Genomic DNA, 16596 nt, shown 5'->3' with positions numbered 1-16596 from the left:
CCCCTATCAATTCCCGGTGGGCGGCTTGGGTTCCGGGCCCAGCATCGTCGCGGGATCGACGATGCGGTCGAAGGTCGCGGCATCGACATAGCCGAGCGCCAGCGCCGCTTCCTTTAGCGTGCTGCCGCCTTCATGCGCGGCCTTGGCGATTTTCGCCGCCTTGTCATAGCCGATTTCGGGCGCCAGTGCAGTGACGAGCATCAGCGACCGGTCGACCAACTCGGCGATCCGCGCTCGGTTGGGCTCGATCCCGTCGACGCAGCGCGCCGCAAATCCTTCCATCCCCGTCGCCAGCAGGTCGATCGAGCGCAGTATATTGGCGCCGATCAGCGGCTTGAAGACATTGAGTTCGAGATGTCCCTGCATCCCGCCGATCGTCACCGCCTGATGATTACCGATCACCTGTGCGGCCACCATCGTCAGCATTTCGCACTGGGTCGGATTGACCTTGCCCGGCATGATCGAACTGCCGGGTTCGTTCGCGGGCAGTTCGATCTCGCCCAGCCCGGCGCGTGGCCCCGATCCCAGCAGGCGGATGTCGTTGGCGATCTTGGTCAACGCGACCGCCAGCGTGTTGAGCCTTCCCGACAGGTCGACGAGCACGTCGTGGCTCGCCAACGCTTCGAACTTGTTCGGCGCGCTTTGAAAGCCGAGACCGGTGATTGCCGCCATTTCGGCAGCGAAATCCTCCGCGAAGCCGGCCGGCGCGTTGAGCCCGGTTCCGACCGCGGTGCCGCCCTGCGCCAACCGGGTGATGGCGTGCTGGACGATCGGTTCGGTGCGCGTCCGGCACAGCCGGAGCTGTGCATAATAGCCCGAAAACTCCTGCCCCAATGTCAGCGGGGTGGCATCCTGCAAATGGGTGCGGCCGATCTTGACGATGCCATCCCACGCCTGCGCCTTGGCGAGCAGGGCGCCCATCAGCCGGTCGAGCGCGGGCATCAGGCGGCGGGTCATCGCGATCGTCGCCGCGACATGCATCGCGGTCGGGAAACTGTCGTTCGACGATTGGCCGCGGTTGACATCGTCATTGGGGTGAACCGGCGCTTTGCCGCCGCGCGTGCCGGTCAGCATCTCGTTGGCGCGGCCGGCGATCACCTCGTTGGCGTTCATATTGCTTTGGGTGCCGCTGCCGGTTTGCCAGATCACCAGCGGGAATTGATCGTCATGGCGGCCCGCGGCGACCTCTGCCGCGGCGGCTTCGATCGCATCGGCTTTTTCGGTCGCCAGGCCGTGGCGGCGGTTGACCCGTGCCGCCGCCTGTTTGACGAGCGCCAGCGCGTGGACGATCTCGACCGGCATCCGTTCGCGGGCGCCGAAAGGAAAGTTATCGATGGAGCGTTGGGTCTGCGCGCCCCAATAGGCATCGGCCGGAACCGCTATGTCGCCGATGCTGTCGCTTTCGATCCGGGTTTCGGTCATGCCCACAAAATCCGGGTTATCAGGATCGAGGCTGCCCAGATCATCGCGACAATGCCCAGCAATTGCCAATAGCCGCCGTCGCCGACCCGCCGCCGCAGCGGGGCCGCCACGATCCAGACCAGCAGCAGCGTAGGCGTGAGGGCGAGCAGGCTGAAGCGCAACAGGCCGTCGGCTATCTGGTTGGCCGGGCGGGCTGTCTGGAAAATCGCATAGCCTTCGACCGCCCACCAGAAGGTGCCGGTCAGCACGAGCATCCCTGCGATTGCCCAATATTGCCAGAAACGGCTCGGGGGCCAGCCGGCGCCCACCCCGCTACCTCTTTTTGCCGAAATCCACCGTCACGACGTTCGACCCGTCCTCGCTCGACACCTCGGGACGGTCGTTGTCGGCTTCGTCATGCGGTTCGGGGCCGGTCAATTCGTCATCGCTGACCTGGAACTGCAGCCCGAAATCGACCGACGGATCGACGAATGCGGTGATCGCGGCATAGGGGATGGTCAGGATCGACGGGGTCTGGTTGAACGACAGGCCGACGCTGAAATGATCCGACGCGACGGTCAGGTCCCAGAAACGATTCTGGAGAACGATCGTCATTTCATCGGGAAACTTGGCGACCAGATGCGGCGGAATGTCGACGCCGGCCGCCTGTGTCTTGAAAGTGATATAGAAATGATGGTCGCCCGGCAGGCTGTCGGTCCCTTCGACCTGGGACAGCACGCGGCCGACCACGGCGCGCAGCGCATCCTGCACAATTTCGTCATAGGGAATCAGGCTGTCGCGGACATCGTCACTCATGGGGCAGGGGGATGAACGGGTGACGCGCGCCGGTCAAGAGGGTCGAAGGGGGATAGGTGCCTTGCACTGCGAAAAGTGGGTGCTAAAGGGGCGACCATGCGTAGCGCCACCGTCCAGCGAACCACGAAGGAAACGGATATCGCGATCACCGTCAATCTGGACGGTAGCGGCGAATATTCGGTTTCGACCGGCATCGGCTTTCTCGATCATATGGTCGAACAATTGTCGCGTCATTCGCTGATCGACATTGCGATGACCGTGAAGGGCGATCTGCATGTCGACCAGCATCACACGGTCGAGGATTCGGCGCTCGCGCTGGGTGAGGCCGTCGCAAAAGCGCTCGGCGACAAGCGCGGCATTGCCCGTTACGGCGAGGCGCATGCCCCGATGGACGAAACGCTGACCCGGTGCATTCTCGACATTTCCGGACGCCCGCACTGCGTCTGGAAATCGGGTTTTTCGCAGCCGCGGCTTGGCGAAATGGACACTGAGCTTTTTTCGCACTGGTTTCACAGCTTTTCGCAAGCCGCAGGGATCACGCTGCACATCGAAACCCTATATGGTGAGAACAACCACCACATCGCCGAGAGCCTTTACAAGGCGCTGGCGCGCGCGCTGCGCCAGGGGGTCGAAATCGATCCGCGCAAGGGCGATGCCATCCCGTCGACCAAGGGGGTCCTCTAGGTCCGTCCGATGAGCGCCATTGCCCTGATCGACTATGGCGCCGGCAATCTTCGTTCGGTGCACAATGCGCTTGTCGCCGCGGGAGCGGACGGGGTCGCCGTGACCGCCGACCCCGATGTCGTGGCGAAGGCCGATCATATCGTCCTGCCCGGTGTCGGCGCCTTTGCCGCCTGCATGAACGGCCTGTCTGCCATCCCGGGGCTGGTCGATGCGATGGAGCGCCGGGTGCGCCGCGAGGGCGCCCCCTTCCTCGGTATTTGTGTCGGCATGCAATTGCTTGCCGATGCAGGCGAGGAACACGGCCGCCATCAGGGTCTGGGCTGGATTCCCGGTACGGTGCGCGCCTTTGCCCCGCAGCCTGGATTGCGCATTCCGCATATGGGGTGGAACGATGTCGAGCCCGCCTTTGCGCATCCGGTGATCGCGCGCGGTGAGGCTTATTATCTGCATGGCTATCATTTCGCCGATGCGGCGGATGTTGCGGCGACGAGCAGTCATGGCGGCCCATTTGTCGCCGCAGTGGCACGGAACAATATTGTCGGCGTTCAGTTCCACCCCGAAAAAAGTCAGGCCTACGGCCTTGCGACGCTGGAGAGATTTTTGAAATGGCGCCCCTGATCATCTTTCCGGCCATCGACCTCAAGGGCGGGCAGGTAGTGCGACTGGCCGAGGGCGATATGGCGCGGGCGACCGTCTATGGCGATGATCCAGCGGCGCAGGCCCGGATTTTCGCCGATGCCGGCGCGTCGCATCTGCATGTTGTCGATCTCGATGGCGCCTTTGCGGGAGAAAGCGTCAACGGTGCGGCGGTGGAAAACATCATCGCTGCCTTTCCCGGAAAGGTGCAGGTCGGCGGCGGTATCCGCGACCGGGCCGGGGTCGACCGCTGGCTGGCGCTGGGCGTCGAGCGGGTGATCATCGGCACCGCCGCGCTCAAGGACCCGGATTTCGTCAAGACCGCGGCGCGCGATTTGCCCGGCCGGATCGTCGTCGGGGTCGATGCCCGCGACGGCATGGTCGCGACCGAGGGCTGGGCCGATGTCTCGGACGTGCGCGTCGAGGATCTCGCGCGCCGCTTCGAGGATGCGGGCGTCGCTGCCTTGCTCTTTACCGACGTGGGCCGCGACGGGCTGCTCAAGGGCTGCAACGTCGCGGCGACGGTCGCGCTGGCGCAGGCGGTCGGCATTCCGGTGATCGCCAGCGGCGGCGTTGCGGATATCGGCGACATTCATGCGCTGCGCCCGCAGGTCGCCGACGGCATCGAAGGCGTGATAACAGGCCGCGCGCTCTATGATGGCCGTCTGGACCTTGCTGAAGCGATTGCGGTGGGGCGCGGATGATGTCTGTCATCCCAGCTCGGGGAATCGGCGATTTGGGTGACTGCGCGCCATGACCGTTCGGGCGCGTGTCATTCCCTGCCTCGACGTGGCCGATGGGCGCGTCGTCAAGGGCGTCAATTTCGTCGACCTGCGCGATGCGGGCGATCCGGTGGAGGCGGCGCGCGCCTATGACGCGGCCGGGGCCGACGAGCTTTGTTTCCTCGACATCGGCGCCAGTCACCAGGGGCGCGGGACATTGCTCGATATGGTCAGCCGGACCGCTGCGGTCTGTTTCATGCCGCTGACCGTCGGCGGCGGGGTGCGCAGCGCAGAGGATGCGCGCGCGCTGTTGCTTGCGGGGGCCGACAAGGTGGCGGTGAACAGCGCCGCTGTCGCTCGGCCCGAACTCGTCTCCGACATCGCCGACCGCTTCGGCAGTCAATGCGCCGTTGGCAGCATCGACGCACGGCGGGTGGCCGAGGGGCGCTGGGAAATCTTTACCCACGGTGGCCGCACCCCCACCGGGGTCGATGCGGTCGCCCATGCGGTGCGGCTTGCCGAACTCGGCGCGGGCGAGCTGCTCGTCACCTCGATGGACCGCGACGGGACCAAGGATGGTTATGACCTTGCCCTGACCCGCGCGATCGCCGACGCCGTGTCGGTACCCGTGATCGCGAGCGGCGGCGTCGGTCAGCTCGACCATCTGGTTGCCGGTGTGGTCGAAGGCGGCGCGAGCGCGGTGCTGGCCGCCAGCATCTTTCATTTCGGCGAGGCCACGATCGCCGAGGCGCATGCGCGCCTGGCCGCGGCGGGGCTTCCGGTCCGGAGCCATTGATCCTTTAATCGGAACAAGGCTGGTCAGCGGCGCACGGCGCTGCAATAAAAGGGGCGATGAACATCCTTCGCCGCCACGCATCCGATGCCCTGCCCATAATGGGCATTCTTGTCGCAGTGGCGAGCCTGTCGATCGGTCTGTCCCCGGTCTTTGTCGCCATGGTGCTCGGCGGCTCGGTCGTCGCGGCGGTGCATCATGCCGAAGTCGTGGCGCACCGGGTCGGGGAACCCTTCGGGACGCTGATTCTGGCGCTGGCGGTGACAGTCATCGAGGTGGGACTGATCCTGGCGTTGATGCAGGCCGAACCCGAAAAGGCGCAAACGCTGGCCCGCGACACGGTATTCGCCGCCGTCATGGTCATATTGAACCTGCTGATGGGGCTGTGCCTGCTGGTCGGCAGCATCCGGCACCATGAACAGCGTTTCCAGCGCACCGGCATCGGGGCCGCCCTGGCGACGCTGACGGTGCTGACGGTGGTGTCGCTCGTCCTTCCCAATTTCACGTCGAGCGTGCCGGGACCGCGTTATTCGAACACCCAGCTTGCGTTCGTCGCGGTGGTGTCGCTGATCCTCTATGCCACGTTCGCGCTCGTCCAGACCGTTCGCCACCGCTATTATTTCCTGCCCGACGCCGAGGATGTGGGCGAGCCCGACGCCCATGCCGAACCGCCGAGCAATCAGCGCACCTTGTTGTCGGGCGCGATGCTGCTGGCCAGCCTGGTTGCCGTCGTGTTGCTCGCGAAAAACCTGTCACCGGTGATCGGCGATCTTTTGGCGAGTGCGGGCGCCCCGCCAGCGGTGCTCGGCGTGATCATCGCCGCACTCGTGCTCGCGCCCGAAGGTGTGGCGGCAATCCGCGCGGCGCGCGCCGACCGGTTGCAGACCAGCCTCAATCTCGCACTGGGCTCGGCGCTCGCGACGATCGGCCTCACCATCCCTGCGGTGGCGATGCTGTCGATTTTTGCGGACATGCCGATCAGCCTGGGTCTGGATGCCAAATCGTCGGTGCTGTTGTTCCTGTCGCTGATCGTCGCGTCGCAGACGCTGGCGAACGGGCGGACCACCGTGCTGCAAGGCACGATTCACCTGATGTTGTTCGCCATCTATCTGTTCACCACCTTCGTCCCGTAAGGGGCGGCGGGCGCTGGGATCAGGTCTTGCGGACGAAGACTGTGCCCGCCGAATAGCCGGCGCCGAAAGAGCAGATCAGCCCGGTGTCGCCCGCCACCATATCGTCATGGTGGAGGTGAAAGGCGATGATCGACCCAGCGCTCGACGTGTTGCCATAGGTGTCGAGCACCGTCGGGCTTTCATCCTCGCTGGCCTCGTGGCCGAGGACGCGGTGCGCGATCAGGCGGTTCATATTGGTATTCGCCTGGTGCAGCCACAGGCGGCGCATGTCGCTGCCCTGCAGATCGAGCACGGCCATCTGGTCGACGATCATCTGGGCGACCATCGGCACGACTTCCTTGAATACCTTTCGTCCTTCCTGAACGAACAGCTTGTCGGTCTTGGGGCCGGCCTGGTCGATCGTGCCGTGGGTGCGGTTCAGAAAGCCGAAATTGTTGCGGATATTGTTCGAAAAAACGGTTTTCAGCTTGGTGCCGAGTATGTCCCAATGACCGGCAGGTGCGATATCCTTGTCCTCGACCAGAATCGCGGTCGCGACATCGCCGAAGATGAAATGGCTGTCGCGGTCGCGCCAGTTCAAATGGCCCGAACAGATTTCGGGGTTCACGACCAGCACGCTTTTGGCATGGCCGGCGCGGATGTAATCGGCGGCGGTCTGGATGCCGAAGGTGGCCGACGAACAGGCGACGTTCATATCAAAGCCAAAGCCGTCGATGCCCAGCGCATTCTGGATTTCGATCGCCATGGCGGGATAGGCGCGCTGCATATTCGATGCGGCGCACAGTACGGCATCGACATCGGCTGCATCGCGGCCCGCGCGTGCGAGCGCATCCCTGGCCGCAGCGACCCCGATTTCGGCCAGGACCGACAATTCGTCATTGGATCGCATCGGCAGGCGCGGTGCCATGTGGGCGGGATCGAGGATGCCGTCCTTGTCGACGACGAAACGCGATCCGATGCCGCTCGCCTTTTCGATGAACTCGACGCTCGATTCGGTCAGTTCGGACAGCTCACCCGCAGCAATGGCATCGGCATTTTCGCGATTGTAGAGCGCGACATAGGCGTTGAAGGCCGCGACCAGCTCGTCATTCGAAATCGATTCGGATGGGGTGTAGAGGCCGGTAGCGGAAATCACCGGCTGGGGTGAGTGCGACATGATGTTCTTTCGCCTGTCTTGCTCTTTTGCAGGACAGACTGATTAAAACGCTCTGGCCCGCCGCGCAATGTCCACGGCATATGCCGGCGCAGTGTGCTGTCTGTCCAACCCATCGGCGCCAGAGACATGATGTTCCGGCAATGTCGGATTTGTGCCCGGCTGGCCGAGGGGGCGGCTGCGATCAATGGTTAACCTGACGCTAACCAATGGAGTGGCAGACTGTTTCGTGCAGGCCTCCGGGGGGATGGCTCTTCGGGCGCCGAGCGGGAGCATGACCATGGCTACACGTTCAGGACCGGCCGCGGGCGACCTGTCCCTTGCCGAAATCAAGGAATTCGCGGGCTTTCCGGCTGCGACGCAGCGGTATATCCGCCGCTCGCTCGACGTGGGGCTGGAACGCGACGATGCGATCGTCCGCTGGTCGCGCGATATGGTCGAGGAAACCGCGATCCGCGTACAGGCCAAGGTCTATCAGCGATTGGCCGAGATCCGGACACATATTCCCGACGACAGCGGTCTCGATGCGCTCGAAGGCTTCATGGCGCCGCTCGTCGCGGTATCGGCCTTTGATCTGGGGCAGGACCGGCTGCCGGGCTTTGCGGCCTATCGCTTCCTCTACGAACGGCTTTTGGGTGCCCATGCCCGGCCGTGGCTGCCCGGTGCCTTTTGCGCCGCGGCATCGCTGCCGCACCTTCACCCCGACAAGCGCAAGCTGCTGCTGCAATCGATCAGCGAAGCGGCCGCCACCGCCCCCGGCTGGTCGGCGCGCGAGCCGAGTTTCTATCCCGAATGGGTGGAAAAGATCGACGAGACGCGGCCGGCGAACTGATATCGGGCACAAGGGAGGGGCGCTTGTGTCCGTCACAGGGGGTGGCGCCGATGCGCGTGCCTCCTAACCCGCGAGAAACCGCCACAGGCCAAAGCTGCTCGTGGCGGTCAGGACCACGCCGACCAGCACCAGCAGCAGCTTGGGCGAGAAGCGCTTGGCCATGAAGGCGCCGAGCGGGGCGGCGATCACCCCGCCGATCAGCAGGCCGAGCGTGGCGCCCGCGATGTCGGCCAGTCCCAGATGCCAGATGAAGGTCGCCGACACGGCCAGGGTCAGAAAAAATTCGACGCTGTTGACGGTCCCGACCACCTTGCGCGGTTCGGCGCCCTGGACCAGCAGGTTCGATGTCACCACCGGGCCCCAGCCGCCGCCGCCGGCCGCGTCGAGGAAACCGCCGAGCAGGCCGAGCGGCGCGATCACCTTTGGCTTGCGAAATTTGGGGGGATAGAGGAGGCCGCGGATGAGCAGCCAGATGCCGACCGCGACCAGATAGCCGAGGATGAAGGGCTTGACGACGTCGCCGTCGAGCGAGGTGAGCAGATAGGCTCCGCTCACACCGCCGATGATGCCGGGGATCAGCAGACGGAAGAACAGCGACCACTCGATATTCTTTTGGATCATGTGACTGATCCCCGACACAGCGGTCGTGAACACTTCGACGACATGGATGCGTGCCGATGCGGTCGCGGGGGGCACGCCCATCACCGCGACGAGCAATGTATTGCAGATGACGCCAAACGCCATGCCGAGCGCGCCATCGACGAGCTGCGCGGCAAAGCCGATCAGGATGAAGGGAAGAATCGCCGTAAAATCGAACGCCAGAATCTCAGCCATGAACTATCCCAACCTCTTTTGTTGAGAACTGGCTGCCCGCTTTTTCGTGCCCGTGCCAGCCCAATTTTTCTGCTGGCGATGAAGGGATTTGTTTCTGCGCCGGACCGAGATCGTGCGCCGCCATGGCGCGGCCTGTATCAGTGCGGGGCTCGGTGCCCTCGCGGGACGGAGCTAGCGACGCAAATCGTCGGGAAGATGTTCGCGCACATAATCGATGAAGGCGCGCAATTTGGGCATCACCTGCTTGCGGCTGGGGTAATAGAGGAAAAGCCCGGATGTCGATGACGCATGCTCGGTCAGCAACAGTTCGAGTTCGCCCGCCTCCACCATCGCTTTTGCGACGGGTTCGGCCAGCATGCCGACCGCAACCCCAGTGCGCATCGCGACCATGGCGGCGATCCAGTCGTTGACGATGACCGGGCCGGTGACGGCGACTTCGAACTCGCGATTTCCCTTCGCAAAGGTCCAGGGCATGAGCGCGCCGGTCGACAGGCGAAAGCGCACGCAGCGATGGTCGCGCAGCGCTTCGGGTGTTTCGGGGCGGCCGTGTTTCGCGACATAGGATGGCGCAGCCGCAACGACGAAACGGAACGGGCCGGTCAGGCGCACTGCGACCATGTCGGCGTCAAGCGCCTCGCCCATCCGGACCCCGGCGTCGAAACCGCCCGCGCTGAGATCGGCAAGCGCGTCGTCGGCGAAGATTTCGAGCTCGATGTCGGGGTAGGTTTCGCAAAAGCCCGCGATGATCGGTTCGAACATCGGCTGTACGGCACCGCGCATCAGGTTGATGCGCAGCCTTCCTGCAGGCCGGTTGCCGAGATTGCGGGCGGCCTCATAGGCGTCGGCCAGCCCTGAATAGGCGGGGGCGGCCCGTTCGAGAAACATCTCACCCGCCTGTGTCAGCCCGACGCTGCGCGTTGTGCGCATGAACAGCGGGGCGCCGACGCGCGCTTCGAGTGCCTTCACCGTCTGGCTGATCGCTGAAGGGGATACGCCGAGGTCAGCCGCCGCCGCAGAAAAGCTCCTCCGCTCCGCGACACGCAGGAAAGCCTCGATCCCGTCGAGCGCCCCATGAGGGATTGTTAAATCCTGCTTCAAAGCACTTGCAGATTATAGGCGATTATCTATGTGCGCAAGCGCGTGTATAAAAGTTTCACAACGAAACGAAAGGAACCTCTCCCATGTCCTATCAGCTCTCCTCTTTCCGTTATTTTCCGTCCGCTTTCGCTGTGGTGGCCGCCTCGGCACTGGCTTTCGGCGGTCTTCTGGCTTCGACCTCGCCGGCCTATGCCGGTGAAAGCGACTATCGCTGTGCCGGGCTGGTCGAGCAGGCCCGTGCCGCCGCTGACGGCGCCGAAGGCAGCAAGCAACAGAGCGCGAAGCGCTATGTCGCGACCGGCGTGAAGCTGTGCGAGGCCGGCAATGAGCGCGCCGCCGCCAAGCAGTTCCGTACCGCCCTGAAGATCACCGGCGTTGCCGAAGTCGAGCCCGACGCCCGCATGGCATCGCGCTGATTGCATCAGATCTGACACCAATCTCCGGTCCGTCCTCTCCCTCTCCCCGACGGACAAACCACTGGGGCGGCCCTGCAGGTGCCGCCCCATCTGTTTTGATATGAAGGCGCGTTCCGGACGTCTGGCGCGTTGCACGCCCGCCAGGTTCAGGGCATCGTGTCCGCGACGGGAGGAGGGAGAGAGGATTGTTCGATACCTTGACCCTGGCGGCGCTGCCCGCCGAGGATGACGCGCTCCGGCCTGCGGTTCGTGAGCTGGCCGAGTCGGCGACGGCAGATATGCCTACCGATGTGCGTGCACGCTCGTGGATGGGCTTCGACCGTGCTTTCAGCCGCCGCCTGGGCGCCGCAGGCTTCCTCGGCCTCACTCTGCCCCCGCAATATGGCGGCGGCGGCCGGGGGGCCTTTGCCCGTTTCGTCGTGGTCGAGGAGTTGTTGGCGGTTGGCGCGCCGGTTGCCGCGCACTGGATCGCTGACCGGCAAAGCGCTCCCCTGATTCTGAATTTCGGCAATGAAGCTCAGCGCCGGGCCTATATTCCGCCGATCTGCCGCGGCGAACTGGTCTTTTGTATCGGGATGAGCGAGCCGGGGGCAGGGTCCGACCTGGCGAGCGTAAGGACTCGAGCCGAGGCCACCGCAACCGGTTGGCGCGTCAACGGGCAGAAAATCTGGACCAGCAATGCCGTACACGGCGATTATATGATCGCGCTCGTCCGCACATCGGGAACGGTCGATGATCGGCATGCCGGCCTGTCGCAGCTGATCATCGACCTGAAAGCGCCGGGGGTCAGCGTTCGACCGATCTCCGATCTGACCGGCGATGCCCATTTTGCCGAGGTTTTCTTCGACAATGTCGACCTGCCGCACGATGCATTGATCGGCGAGGCGGGCGACGGATGGAAACAGGTCACCGCTGAGCTGGCCTTCGAGCGCAGCGGGCCGGAACGCATCTATTCGAGCGTCATATTGCTCGATGCGTGGATCACGCATCTGCGCACCGCGGTGCGCGATGATGTGGCGACGCTTGACCTGGTCGGCGAATTCACCGCGCGGCTGGCGACGTTGCGCGCAATGTCTCTTGCCTGCACCGCGCGGTTGGCACGCGGCGAAAGTCCGGTGGTCGAAGCATCGCTGGTCAAGGATCTGGGCACCGGCTTTGAACAGGAACTGCCGGATGCGATCGGCCGCGATCTTGCCGCCCATCCCGACCAGCCGGTCGATGCAGAGCTTTATCGGGCGCTGCTGTATGTGACCCATATTGCTCCGAGCTTTTCGCTGCGCGGCGGTACGCGCGAGATTTTGCGCGGAATTATAGCGCGCGGGCTGGGATTGCGGTGAGGATATGAGCGAGTTTCTGGCTCCTTTTGAGCATATGCTCGAACAGATCGTGACCCCGGCAGCGGTGCGGGCCATCGAGAGCAGCGGCGATGGCAGCGCGATGTGGGGCGCTATCGCCGAATCAGGCTTCCTCGATGCCTTGGTACCGGAAGAGCGCGGTGGCGCGGGATTGCCGCTCACCGAGGTTCAGCCATTGTGGATGGCACTGGGGCGCCGCGCGGTGCCGCTGCCGGTGGGGGAGACGATGATCGCGCGTGGGCTGTGCGGCGATGCGCCCGCCGGTCCGATCGCACTCGCCACTGCCCGCGCTGGGCAGGAGGTTGTCGTGCCGTCGGGACGGATCGCGGCGTATCTGCTCATCGATGGCGGCGACGGGCTTCACCTGGTCGATACGGCGTCGATTGCGACGACCCCGACCGGCGTCGTTGGCGACCTTTCAGCGCGAATGCGCTGGGACAGTCTGCCGTCTGGCGGCCGGGCGCCACCCGTGGGCGGTCTGCGTTCGAGCGCAGCGGTGCTGCGCGCCAGCCTGATTGCCGGGGCGGCCGAACGGCTTACCGAAATGACCGCCGCCTATGCGGGGGAGCGCCTGCAATTCGGCAAGCCGATCGGGCGCCAGCAGGCGTTGCAACAGCAGATGGCGGTGATGGCCGAGGAAACGGTTGCCGCGCGGCTGGCCTCACAGCTTGGCGCTGCGAGCGGCTTTCCTCCCCGTCCAGAGGCTGCGGCGACCGCCAAGTCGGTCGCCAGCCGCGCTGCGGCGCGGGTCGCGGCCACGGCCCATGCGGTGCACGGGGCAATCGGGATCAGCGCCGAATATGATCTTCAGCTTTTAACTCGCCGGCTGCACGAATGGCGGCTCGCCGATGGTGGCGAGGCCTATTGGAACCGCCAGCTCGGCGCCGCGCGGTTGGCGAGCGAGGTCCGCTCGGTCGATTATGTGCGGACTGCAATTTTCGCCGAAACCCGTTGATCGGGCGATGAGGCGCGCCGTCAGATACGGCGATAGCGAAAATACCACACTTCGTGCCCTTGCACGCGGGCCTTTGCTTCATAGCGCGTCTCGGGCCAGCCACCCGGGCGGACGAGGAAGTCCTTTGCGTCCTGGGCCAGCCATTCGAACTGATGCCGGTGACGGCGCATCACCATCAGGGCATGGGCGAGATAGACGGGGTGATCGGTGCCGAAACGGAATTCGCCTCCCGGCTTCATCTTGGCGGCGATCAGATCGACCGGGCCGTCGTTCATCATCCGCCGTTTGGCGTGGCGCGCCTTCGGCCAAGGGTCGGGATGCAGCAGATAGGCAAAGGAAAGCGTTCCGTCCGGAATGCGGCGCAATATTTCGAGCGCATCGCCATGGTGGATCCGAACATTGCCGAGAGGCGGATGGGCGCCATGGTCGCCCGATAGATGGACCAACGCCTGCGCAACGCCGTTGACAAAGGGCTCTGCGCCGATGAAGCCGTGGTCGGGAAGCATGTCGGCGCGGCCGGCCATATGCTCGCCGCCGCCAAAGCCGATTTCGAAATGCAGCGGGCGATCATAGCCGAACAGCCGGTCGGCGGTGATATCACCTTCCACTGGGACCGCGATCTGCGGTAGCAGATTGTCGACCAGATCCTGTTGGCCGGCGCGAAGGGGCTTGCCCTTGGCGCGGCCATAAAGGCGGTTGAGCGTGGTCGGATCGCCGGATTTATACGCAGTCATGGCGCGCGCCCTAGCGGCCTTGTGCCGGGGCGGCAAGCGCCCCGGCCGGGCGTCACTTGTCGAAGGCCGCCTTCAGCTGGCCGACAAGGTCGGTGCGTTCCCACGGAAAGGCGTCGCCGTTCGCCTGGCGACCGAAATGGCCATAGGCGGCGGTCTGCTTGTAGATTGGTTTGTTGAGGCCGAGGTGGGTGCGGATGCCCTTCGGCGTCAGGCGCACGAGCTGCGGCAGCAGCTGTTCGAGCGCAGCTTCGGTCACACCCTCGCTGGCGGTGCCGTGCAGGTCGACATAGACCGACAGCGGTTCGGCAACGCCGATCGCATAGCTCAATTGGATTGTGCAGCGGCGCGCGAGGCCCGCCGCGACGATATTCTTGGCCAGATAACGGGTGATATAGGCGGCCGAGCGATCGACCTTGGTGGGGTCCTTGCCGCTGAACGCCCCGCCGCCGTGCGGGCTGGCGCCGCCATAGGTGTCGACGATGATCTTGCGTCCGGTCAGGCCAGCGTCGCCGTCGGGACCGCCGATTTCGAAGCGGCCGGTCGGGTTGATGTGATAGACGGTGTTGGCCGTCAGCAGCTCGGCCGGCAGCACGTCGGCGATCACGCCGAGCACATATTTGCGCAGTTCCGCATAGCGGGCTTCATCGCCCTCGCCATTGTGGAAGAAGTAGCCAGGTGCGTGCTGGGTCGACACGACGATCGCGGTCGCCTCCACCGGGCGTTCATTGGCATAGCGCAGCGTGACCTGGCTTTTGGCATCAGGCTCAAGGAACGGGGCGATCCCCGCCTTGCGATCGTCCGCCATGCGCTGGAGGATCTTGTGGCTATAGTCGAGCGTCGCGGGCATCAGGTCGGGGGTTTCATCCGACGCATAGCCGAACATGATCCCTTGATCGCCGGCGCCTTCGTCCTTGTCGGCGCCTTCGTCGACACCCTGCGCGATATGCGCCGACTGGCCATGCAGATTATTTTCAAAACGCAGATTTTTCCAGTGGAAGCCATCCTGTTCGTAACCGATGTCCTTCACCGTGTTGCGCACGGTCGTTTCAATCTCTTCGAGCGCACCGGGGGCCCATTCGCCGTTTTCATAAACGCCCTTGCAACGGATTTCTCCGGCCAGAACGATGAGTTGCGTCGTGGTCAGCGTCTCGCACGCCACGCGGGCCTCAGGATCTTTTGCAAGGAAAAGGTCGACGATCGAATCGCTGACCTGGTCCGCCACCTTGTCGGGATGTCCTTCGGACACGCTTTCGGATGTGAAAAGGAAGCTGTTGCGCATGAAGGCCTTGTTCTATCCAAATATAAAGAAAAGTTTATGTGCTGGCGTTGTTAGCGTCCGCGCCGCTGAAACGCAATGGCGAGCACGATGAGCAGAAGCGCGAAGCCGACGGACATTGCATTGCCGAAACGTGCGAACAGCGTCGGGGCGTGCGGCGGCGGCAAGGTCATGTCGATCCGTCCTGCCTGGTGCATGGGGATCGAGGCGAGCAGCCGTCCGTCGGCGTCGATGACTGCGCTGATCCCGGTTGGGGTCGAGCGGAGAACGGGCAGGCCTTCCTCGATCGCGCGGAGCTGTGCTTGCGCCAGATGTTGTGGCGGCCCCCAGGCACCGAACCAGGCGTCGTTCGACGGGTTGAAGATATAATCGGGACGGTTGGCACGATCGACGACTTGGCCCGAGAATATGATTTCATAGCATATTTGCAGGCCCGCCCGGCCGAAATGAGCAAGGTCGAGCGTTCGAGGTCCCGGGCCGGGCCAGAAGTCGAGATCGCCCGGTGCCAGCCGCGACAGACCGAGTGCCGACAGCAGTGAACGCATTGGCAGATATTCCCCAAAGGGCACGAGATGCGCCTTGTCGTAGCGCGGACCCAGCGACCCGTCGCTGTGGACGGTCATGACCGCATTGCGGGCGCCGACGGCGTTGCCTTCGCGGTCGAATTCCAGCTTGAGTGCGCCGAGCAGCATCGCGTCGCCCGGATCCATGAGCTGGGCCAGCCGCGCGCGCGATCCAGCGGGCGATCGGTCATAATAGTAGGATGGGTAGCCACTTTCGAGATAGTCGGGAATCGCAGCTTCAGGCCACAGGATCAATCGCGGCTTGTCATCCCTGGGGACTGTCAGCCGGGCCAGCTTGTCGAAATTGGCGTCGGCCTTGGTTCCTTCCCACTTGTCCTCTTGCCCGATATTGGGCTGGATGAGGGTAAGCGCGACGGCGTCCTTCCCAATAGAAAGCGCGGCGGCTTTGCCGCCCAGCGATCCGATCTGCGACAGGGCGAAGAAGAACGGGGCGGCAGCGATCAGGCCTCCTCCAATGATGATCGTCGGAAAGGTGCCATCCTTGAAGGAAGGGCCGAGCGCCCGGTACCAGCCAGGAAAATTGCGCAAGGCCGCGCGCAGCGAAAACCCGGCGATCAGAACCACAAAGGCTGACATGCCGTAGCTTCCGACGAGACGGGTCGGGCCTAAGGCGAAAGGGCCCATCGGCACAAGAATGGCGCTCAATGGATTCCAGGCAAAGCCGGTGAAGAGCCAGCTCCGCAACCATTCCGCCAGCGTCCATAGCGCCGCAAAAGCCAGAGTGAAGGAAAGCGATGCCCCGAGGAACGGGGGAGGATGTGGCGGCTCGTGTTCCGCAACGTCGATCTTTGCAGGGACCGCGAACTTGACCGCCATCCACGCGCCCCACGCCGCCATTGCCGGAAAGAAGGCGAGATAGAAAGACAGCAACAGCACGGCGATCCAGCCCAGCCAGGCCGGCATGGCCGCCTGATAGGTGAAGGCGGTGGCGATCCAGTTCAGCCCGAGTGCAAAATGACCTAGGCCGAATGCCCAGCCGATTGCCAGGGTGCGACGCCCCCGCTGGCTGTGAGCGACCAGCAACATCCAACTTGCGAAGGCAATCAGGGTAAGCGGCCACAAGCCCAGCGGGGCGAAACCGGTAGCGGAGACCAGGCCAAGCAGCAGTGCCAGCGATTTGGGCCAGCGGTCAGCAAATTGGGCGATGCGGGAGGAAAGCGCGGTCACGCGCGCT

The 16596-nt window shown here is 64.2% G+C and carries 18 protein-coding genes; 9 read left to right on the top strand and 9 right to left on the bottom strand.

Going from position 1 to position 16596, the window contains the following annotated elements; all coding sequences use genetic code 11:
• Nucleotides 1-6: 6 nt before the first annotated feature.
• Genes fumC through U0S50_RS11275 form a run of 3 tightly spaced genes read right to left on the bottom strand, consistent with a single transcriptional unit; the run spans nucleotide 7 to nucleotide 2217 of the window.
• A complete protein-coding gene (gene fumC, locus U0S50_RS11285) occupies nucleotides 7-1422 on the bottom strand; it encodes a class II fumarate hydratase (protein WP_322308883.1) in 1416 nt (471 codons plus the stop codon).
• Nucleotides 1419-1730, bottom strand: a complete 312-nt coding sequence (locus U0S50_RS11280; RefSeq protein WP_322308882.1) for a hypothetical protein — start codon at nucleotides 1728-1730, stop codon at nucleotides 1419-1421. Before U0S50_RS11280 ends, fumC begins: the two co-directional genes overlap by 4 nt.
• 4 nt (nucleotides 1731-1734) lie before the next feature.
• Nucleotides 1735-2217, bottom strand: coding sequence for an SspB family protein (locus U0S50_RS11275; RefSeq protein ID WP_322308881.1), 483 nt, complete (start codon nucleotides 2215-2217; stop codon nucleotides 1735-1737).
• 96 nt (nucleotides 2218-2313) lie between these two features.
• Between U0S50_RS11275 and hisB the strand changes: the two genes are divergently transcribed.
• From hisB to U0S50_RS11250, 5 genes are read left to right on the top strand one after another with little or no spacing between them, the layout of a single operon-like run.
• Nucleotides 2314-2901, top strand: coding sequence for an imidazoleglycerol-phosphate dehydratase HisB (hisB, locus tag U0S50_RS11270; RefSeq protein WP_322308880.1), 588 nt, complete (start codon nucleotides 2314-2316; stop codon nucleotides 2899-2901).
• A 9-nt stretch (nucleotides 2902-2910) separates the two neighbouring features.
• Nucleotides 2911-3519 (top strand): imidazole glycerol phosphate synthase subunit HisH, encoded by a 609-nt coding sequence (hisH, locus tag U0S50_RS11265; protein WP_322308879.1) that lies wholly within the window; start codon nucleotides 2911-2913, stop codon nucleotides 3517-3519.
• A complete protein-coding gene (gene hisA / locus U0S50_RS11260; RefSeq protein WP_322308878.1) occupies nucleotides 3507-4241 on the top strand; it encodes a 1-(5-phosphoribosyl)-5-[(5-phosphoribosylamino)methylideneamino]imidazole-4-carboxamide isomerase in 735 nt (244 codons plus the stop codon). Before hisH ends, hisA begins: the two co-directional genes overlap by 13 nt.
• Before the next feature lie 49 nt (nucleotides 4242-4290).
• On the top strand, nucleotides 4291-5055 hold the full coding sequence (gene hisF, locus U0S50_RS11255) for an imidazole glycerol phosphate synthase subunit HisF (RefSeq protein ID WP_322308877.1): 765 nt from the start codon (nucleotides 4291-4293) through the stop codon (nucleotides 5053-5055).
• A 56-nt stretch (nucleotides 5056-5111) separates the two neighbouring features.
• On the top strand, nucleotides 5112-6185 hold the full coding sequence (locus U0S50_RS11250) for an ionic transporter y4hA (RefSeq protein WP_322308876.1): 1074 nt from the start codon (nucleotides 5112-5114) through the stop codon (nucleotides 6183-6185).
• Nucleotides 6186-6204: 19 nt separating this feature from the next.
• On the opposite strand, the gene U0S50_RS11245 is transcribed toward U0S50_RS11250, so the two are convergent.
• The gene (locus U0S50_RS11245; RefSeq protein ID WP_322308875.1) at nucleotides 6205-7341 is read right to left on the bottom strand and encodes a beta-ketoacyl-ACP synthase III; all 1137 of its coding nucleotides are present in this window, start codon (nucleotides 7339-7341) and stop codon (nucleotides 6205-6207) included.
• A 277-nt stretch (nucleotides 7342-7618) separates the two neighbouring features.
• On the opposite strand from U0S50_RS11245, the gene U0S50_RS11240 reads away from it, so the two are divergent.
• Nucleotides 7619-8170: a hypothetical protein gene (locus U0S50_RS11240; protein ID WP_322308874.1), complete on the top strand. Its 552-nt coding sequence runs from the start codon at nucleotides 7619-7621 to the stop codon at nucleotides 8168-8170.
• A gap of 63 nt (nucleotides 8171-8233) precedes the next feature.
• Here the strand turns inward: U0S50_RS11240 and U0S50_RS11235 are convergent, their stop codons facing one another.
• Nucleotides 8234-9004: a sulfite exporter TauE/SafE family protein gene (locus U0S50_RS11235; RefSeq protein ID WP_322308873.1), complete on the bottom strand. Its 771-nt coding sequence runs from the start codon at nucleotides 9002-9004 to the stop codon at nucleotides 8234-8236.
• A gap of 171 nt (nucleotides 9005-9175) precedes the next feature.
• Nucleotides 9176-10102 carry a LysR family transcriptional regulator gene (locus tag U0S50_RS11230; protein ID WP_322308872.1) on the bottom strand — a complete coding sequence of 309 codons (927 nt, stop codon included), beginning with the start codon at nucleotides 10100-10102 and terminating at the stop codon, nucleotides 9176-9178.
• Between the two features lie 83 nt (nucleotides 10103-10185).
• On the opposite strand from U0S50_RS11230, the gene U0S50_RS11225 reads away from it, so the two are divergent.
• The 3 genes from U0S50_RS11225 (at nucleotide 10186) to U0S50_RS11215 (ending at nucleotide 12828) form a co-directional block, all read left to right on the top strand.
• Complete coding sequence (locus tag U0S50_RS11225) at nucleotides 10186-10518, top strand: hypothetical protein (protein ID WP_322308871.1); 333 nt, start codon at nucleotides 10186-10188, stop codon at nucleotides 10516-10518.
• A 185-nt stretch (nucleotides 10519-10703) separates the two neighbouring features.
• Nucleotides 10704-11855 carry an acyl-CoA dehydrogenase family protein gene (locus tag U0S50_RS11220; protein WP_322308870.1) on the top strand — a complete coding sequence of 384 codons (1152 nt, stop codon included), beginning with the start codon at nucleotides 10704-10706 and terminating at the stop codon, nucleotides 11853-11855.
• Between the two features lie 4 nt (nucleotides 11856-11859).
• Nucleotides 11860-12828, top strand: a complete 969-nt coding sequence (locus U0S50_RS11215; RefSeq protein WP_322308869.1) for an acyl-CoA dehydrogenase family protein — start codon at nucleotides 11860-11862, stop codon at nucleotides 12826-12828.
• A gap of 20 nt (nucleotides 12829-12848) precedes the next feature.
• On the opposite strand, the gene trmB is transcribed toward U0S50_RS11215, so the two are convergent.
• From trmB to lnt, 3 genes are read right to left on the bottom strand one after another with little or no spacing between them, the layout of a single operon-like run.
• Nucleotides 12849-13562: a tRNA (guanine(46)-N(7))-methyltransferase TrmB gene (gene trmB / locus U0S50_RS11210; RefSeq protein WP_322308868.1), complete on the bottom strand. Its 714-nt coding sequence runs from the start codon at nucleotides 13560-13562 to the stop codon at nucleotides 12849-12851.
• A gap of 52 nt (nucleotides 13563-13614) precedes the next feature.
• Nucleotides 13615-14841, bottom strand: coding sequence for a methionine adenosyltransferase (gene metK, locus U0S50_RS11205; protein ID WP_322308867.1), 1227 nt, complete (start codon nucleotides 14839-14841; stop codon nucleotides 13615-13617).
• A gap of 50 nt (nucleotides 14842-14891) precedes the next feature.
• Nucleotides 14892-16589: an apolipoprotein N-acyltransferase gene (gene lnt / locus U0S50_RS11200; RefSeq protein WP_322308866.1), complete on the bottom strand. Its 1698-nt coding sequence runs from the start codon at nucleotides 16587-16589 to the stop codon at nucleotides 14892-14894.
• Between the last annotated feature and the right edge of the window lie 7 nt (nucleotides 16590-16596).

Origin of the sequence: Sphingopyxis sp., from assembly GCF_034380315.1 — a bacterium.
Taxonomy (GTDB): Bacteria; Pseudomonadota; Alphaproteobacteria; order Sphingomonadales; family Sphingomonadaceae; genus Sphingopyxis.
The sequence above is the reverse complement of the archived record's forward strand: the minus strand, read 5'-3'. Positions and strand labels throughout refer to the sequence as shown.